The organism is Armatimonas sp. (assembly GCF_031410135.1).
In the GTDB taxonomy this organism is placed as follows: domain Bacteria; phylum Armatimonadota; class Armatimonadia; order Armatimonadales; family Armatimonadaceae; genus Armatimonas.
Window position 1 is genome coordinate 1 of the sequence record NZ_JANNYP010000161.1, and the last position, 4,767, is coordinate 4,767.

Consider the following 4,767-nt stretch of genomic DNA (forward strand, 5'->3'; position numbering starts at 1 on the left):
ATGCGCTGGAGCGTGGTTGGTGGTGAAGTAATTGCCCGTCTACGCGGTTTCTTTTTTGGCAACGAGTTGGATTCCTTTTTTGCCTTTTGGAGTCGCCGCGTTTTTCAGCCTGCTACCTCACCACTTTTATGACCTGCACCCAACCGACTTGCTCGAAAAGCTGGGTAAGCACACCCTGAGCGGCGGCTGTCTGCACATCAAGAAGCTCGCCGATGTGGACTTAGAGGTTCTCAAAGAGCTGATTGCGCGGGGGGTTGCGGCCACAACGTAGTCCCGCCGGTTGGAGCGGCGGGACTGGAGAGCGTCGCAAGCTCCGCTACGAAGGGCGTGCCGCCCATACCAAATTCTTATGGCCCGAAGCGGCCTTTGTAGCCAAAGGCTCTCCAGTCCCCCCGTTCCCATCGGGGGGACTCCAGCCCCGCTGTTCTAATCGGCGGGGTAAACTGGTCGTGTGAGCAGAGAACCATTAGAGATTCTACGAGAGGCCGTGCGCGGGAGCCAGTATGAGGGGAAAGTTTTTCTCGTCGGGGGGTGGGTGCGCGACAAGCTGCTGGGCAAGCAGGTCGAGGTCAGCGACATTGATCTCGTGCTGGAGGGCGATGCGCTGGAGCTGGCGCAGTGGCTCTGGAAGAAAGGCGTTTCGAGCCATGCCCCCGTGCTCTACCCGAGCTTTGGAACCGCGATGGTACACGTCGGTGATGCGCAAGTCGAGCTGGTGACGGCCCGCGCGGAGACGTATCGGCAGGGCTCGCGCAAGCCGATTGTGACGCCGGGGACGCTCTTTACCGATGCCCAGCGCCGGGACTTTACGATCAATACATTTCTGGAGAGCCTCGATACCGGCGAGATTATAGACCCGCTCGGCGTTGGCCACAACGACCTCAAGGCAGGGATTCTGCGCACGCCACTCGATCCTGTGATTACGTTCACGGACGACCCGCTCCGTATGCTGCGCGCCTGCCGCTTTGCCGCACGGCTAGGATTTGAGATTGCGCCGACCACCTACCAGGCCCTCAAGGACAACGCCTTTCGCCTCTCACCCGAGCACGGTATCAGCTACGAGCGTGTGCGTGAGGAGCTCAATAAAACGCTTTTAGCGCCCGGTGCATCGGCAGGCTTAGAACAGCTCCGCGAGACGGGACTATTAGAAAAGTTTGCCCCAGAGCTGGCCGCGATGCACGGCGTGACGCAGAACACCTGGCACGCCTACGATGTTTGGACACACACGCTCAAGGCGCTGGAGAGTCTGCCAAAAGACGCGGACTTGCTGCTACGGCTGGCGACGCTCTTTCATGACATTGGCAAGCCGTCCACGCGCACCGAAGATGCCAGCGGGGTGCACTTCTACGAGCACGAGTACGTAGGTGAAAAACTCTGCCGGGAGGTACTGACACGCCTGAAGTACGCCAATGATGAGATCAAGCACGTCGGGACTCTGGTTGGGCTGCACATGCGCTACGGCTCCTACAAACCCGACTGGACCGATGCCGCCGTCCGTCGGCTTATCCGCACCGTAGACAGCCACCGCGACGCGCTCTTTACCCTGGGCCACGCCGATATCGCCGCCTGCCGCCCCGACCTGCCGCCCCAAGTCGAGCTTGCCAGCCTCGCGGCCCGAATGGCCGAGATAGATGCTCGCATCGACATCCGCACCGCCGACTCGCCACTCTCAGGGCTGGAGCTGATGGAGCGCCTGGGTATCCCCGCCGGCCCGCTAGTAGGAAAGCTCAAAAACGCCCTCACCGACGCCGTGGTCTCCGGCGAGCTAGCCGAGGGCGACAAAGACCGCGCGGAGGCGCTCGCACGCGCCATGATAGGATAATCCTCGATGGCAGGCAGTAGCTTCGGCACCCTTTTTCGCGTCACGACGTTTGGTGAGTCCCACGGCCCGGCGGTCGGCTGCATCGTGGATGGCTGCCCGGCGGGGATTCCCTTTGACCTCGCGCAGATTCAGCACGACTTGGATCGGCGGCGGCCCGGCCAGAGCAAGCTCACGACCCAGCGCAAAGAGGGCGACGAGATCGAGGTGCTCTCGGGGGTCTTTGAGGGCTTCACGACCGGCACGCCCCTCGCGATGCAAGTCCGCAACACCGACCAACGCTCGAAAGACTACAGCGAGCTCAAGGACTTATTTCGCCCCAGCCACGCGGACTTTACCTACCACACCAAGTACGGCCCCGGACGCGACTGGCGCGGCGGCGGGCGGGCGTCGTACCGTGAGGCCATCGGGCGGGTGGCGGCGGGCGCGGTGGCACGGCAGCTTCTAGCCGCTTGGCATGGCGTTGAAATCGTCGGCTACGTCTTGCAAGTGGCGGACATTCGCGGCGAGGTTGACCAAGCCACGGTCACCCAAGAGCAAGTGGAGGCGGAGATCACGCGCTGCCCCGATCCCAGCGCCTCTGAGAAGATGATCGCCGCCATTGAGCAAGCGCGCAGAGACGGCGACTCGCTGGGCGGGATCGTCGAGTGCATCGTGCGTAGTGTCCCTGCGGGTCTCGGCGAGCCGGTTTTTGACAAGCTCACTGCCAGCCTCGCGCACGCGCTGATGTCGCTCCCGGCCACCCGTGGCTTTGAGATCGGCGAGGGCTTTGGCGCGGCGACGATGCGTGGCACGACCCACAACGATGCGTTTGAAACGCGCGAGGGCAAAACACGCACGCGCACCAACCACTCGGGAGGAATCCAGGGCGGCATCTCCAACGGCGAGGATATTGTTCTTCGCGTTGCCTTCAAGCCCACCGCGACCATTCATGCCGCGCAAGAAACCGTCACTGTCGAGGGCGAACCCACCGTCTTCCAGGCCAAAGGCCGCCACGACCCGTGCGTCCTCCCCCGCGCCGTCGCCGCCGTCGAGGCCATGATTCTTCTTGTGCTGGCCGACCACGCGCTGATGCAACGGGCATCGGGTGCATTGGGTTCGGGCGGATGAGAACGGGCGCATAAATGGGCCCGCTGTTGCGGCAAGACCCATGAATGGGCCTCAACCTATTTGTCCCCCCGCGGGGCGGGGGCTAGGGGGTCGGGCGTGGCTACAACACAATCAGCAAACCTACTGGGCGGCGGGGCCGGAGATTCTCGCCCCAGAGACGGCGGTCTCGCGGCTGGTGCAGGGGATCTATGAGCGCTACCCGCAGCAGGCGCGGGCGATGGTGCGCAATCGGATCTATCTTTCGGACGAGAAAACGCCGTTCTGTGACGGCGTGGTTCGCGTCGCCGCCAAGCGTATCACCGACAAAACACGGGAGAGAGAGGGTTTGCTGGGCGAGGAGCTTCCCTCGCTTCTCCCAGAGCGTGCCAATAGTCCAAAACCTCTTGTTCTCTCGCTTACGGAGGCGTTTGCGCTGTGCAATCGGCTTGAGGCGGAGATACCAAAGAGCGAGTCGGAGCGCTACAAGGCCGACCGGCCCGTGGCGGCGCTGGTGTTGGATCGCGACGGCAAGCTTCTGGGGCAGGGTATGAACTCCGGCTCGCAGAACCGCACGCGCCATGCCGAGCTGGAGGCCATTCGGGACGCTTGGGCACGCACAGGACAAAAGCTTCCGGCGGGCGCGACTCTGATCTCCACCCTTAAGCCCTGCCGCATGTGTGCCGGGCTCGCGTGGTGGTTCTGCGAAGACCCGTCGCAGTTCCGTGTAATCTACCGCGACTTCGATCCGGGCACCAATGGCCGCGCGACAGTCTTGGATACGGGAACGGCGGATCGCGTGCGCTGGGCGACGGCAGAGCAACAAAACCTGGAGATTCAACACAGGGGCTTTGTCGTACCGTAACCAAATGCGCCGCAGCGACGTTTAAGGAGTATGAAACGCACTTTTACCCTGATTGAGCTGGTCGTCGTGATCGTCATCCTTGGCATTATTGCGGCCATTCTCTTTCCCATCTTCGCGCAGTCACATGAACATTCCAAACGACCTCAGTGTTTGAGCAACGCCAAGCAGCTTGGCCTTGGGCTGATGATGTACGCGGCAGACTACGATCAGCATCTGCCACCTGCCGGAAAGTGGATGACGGAGACACAGCTCTATACCAAGAATAAGGCGATCTATGTCTGCCCCGTCGTGAAGACAGAGAACCCAAAGGTGCAGGCGAGCTACGCAATGGACACGCGCCTCTCGGGCAAGTCGCTGAATAAACTCCACGAACCGTCAAACCGTGCCGTTATCTACGACTCCACACGCCCGGATTGGGACGCCACCGATCCCGGCCAGACCTTTGCGCCACGCCACAATGAGAAAGGCAATGTTGCCTTCGCAGACGGCCACGCGAAGGCGCATACAAGAGAAGATTTCCAGAAGCAAGCACGGTAAACTATCTCATGGAAACCTCAACATCCTCCAAGACAAAGCGGTCGGTGACGGTTGCCGAGGCACTTCTTGTTTTTATCATCATGGCCTTTCTGGCTGTCGTTCTCTTTCCCATCTTCGCCACAAAGGGCAGGCAATACAGTGGCCCTTCCTGCCTCTCCAACCTCAAGCATCTCGGACTCGCCAGCCTGTTGTACGCGCAAGACAACGACGACACCTTCCCCCCTGCCAAGCGCTGGATGGACACCACCAAGGTGCAGCTTAGGCAGAACAATGACTACCTCTTCCGCTGTGTTCAGAACCATCGCCTCATGACGAAAGGCTACGGCTACGCTCGGAACGCCGCCGTCACCAAGCTCCCCGAGGCAGCCAGCACCACGCCGCTTCTCTACGACTCTGAGAACATCACTTGGAACGCCTACGATAAAACGCCCCTGACGAGCTTTTCGGGACGACATGGGCA

5 protein-coding genes and 1 pseudogene are annotated in these 4,767 nt (G+C 61.4%); all 6 read left to right on the forward strand.

Features of this window, described 5'->3' with window-relative positions:
- Window positions 1-31: 31 nt before the first annotated feature.
- On the forward strand, window positions 32-271 hold the full coding sequence (locus tag RMO15_RS05765) for a DUF1801 domain-containing protein (protein WP_369016081.1): 240 nt from the start codon (window positions 32-34) through the stop codon (window positions 269-271).
- 180 nt (window positions 272-451) lie between these two features.
- The gene (locus RMO15_RS05770; protein WP_309709073.1) at window positions 452-1,822 is read left to right on the forward strand and encodes an HDIG domain-containing metalloprotein; all 1,371 of its coding nucleotides are present in this window, start codon (window positions 452-454) and stop codon (window positions 1,820-1,822) included.
- A 6-nt stretch (window positions 1,823-1,828) separates the two neighbouring features.
- Window positions 1,829-2,929, forward strand: a complete 1,101-nt coding sequence (gene aroC / locus RMO15_RS05775) for a chorismate synthase (protein WP_309709076.1) — start codon at window positions 1,829-1,831, stop codon at window positions 2,927-2,929.
- Between the two features lie 40 nt (window positions 2,930-2,969).
- A complete protein-coding gene (locus tag RMO15_RS05780; RefSeq protein ID WP_309709082.1) occupies window positions 2,970-3,770 on the forward strand; it encodes a Bd3614 family nucleic acid deaminase in 801 nt (266 codons plus the stop codon).
- A 30-nt stretch (window positions 3,771-3,800) separates the two neighbouring features.
- Window positions 3,801-4,307, forward strand: a complete 507-nt coding sequence (locus RMO15_RS05785; protein ID WP_309709084.1) for a prepilin-type N-terminal cleavage/methylation domain-containing protein — start codon at window positions 3,801-3,803, stop codon at window positions 4,305-4,307.
- An 8-nt stretch (window positions 4,308-4,315) separates the two neighbouring features.
- Window positions 4,316-4,767, forward strand: a pseudogene (locus RMO15_RS05790) (hypothetical protein); the annotation flags it as partial.

Excerpts from the sequence above, each read along its gene's own strand:
- aroC (WP_309709076.1), top strand. The coding sequence starts at position 1,829 with ATGGCAGGCAGTAGCTTCGGCACCCTTTTTCGCGTCACGACGTTTGGT.
- RMO15_RS05780 (WP_309709082.1), top strand. The coding sequence starts at position 2,970 with ATGAATGGGCCTCAACCTATTTGTCCCCCCGCGGGGCGGGGGCTAGGG.
- RMO15_RS05785 (WP_309709084.1), top strand. The coding sequence starts at position 3,801 with ATGAAACGCACTTTTACCCTGATTGAGCTGGTCGTCGTGATCGTCATC.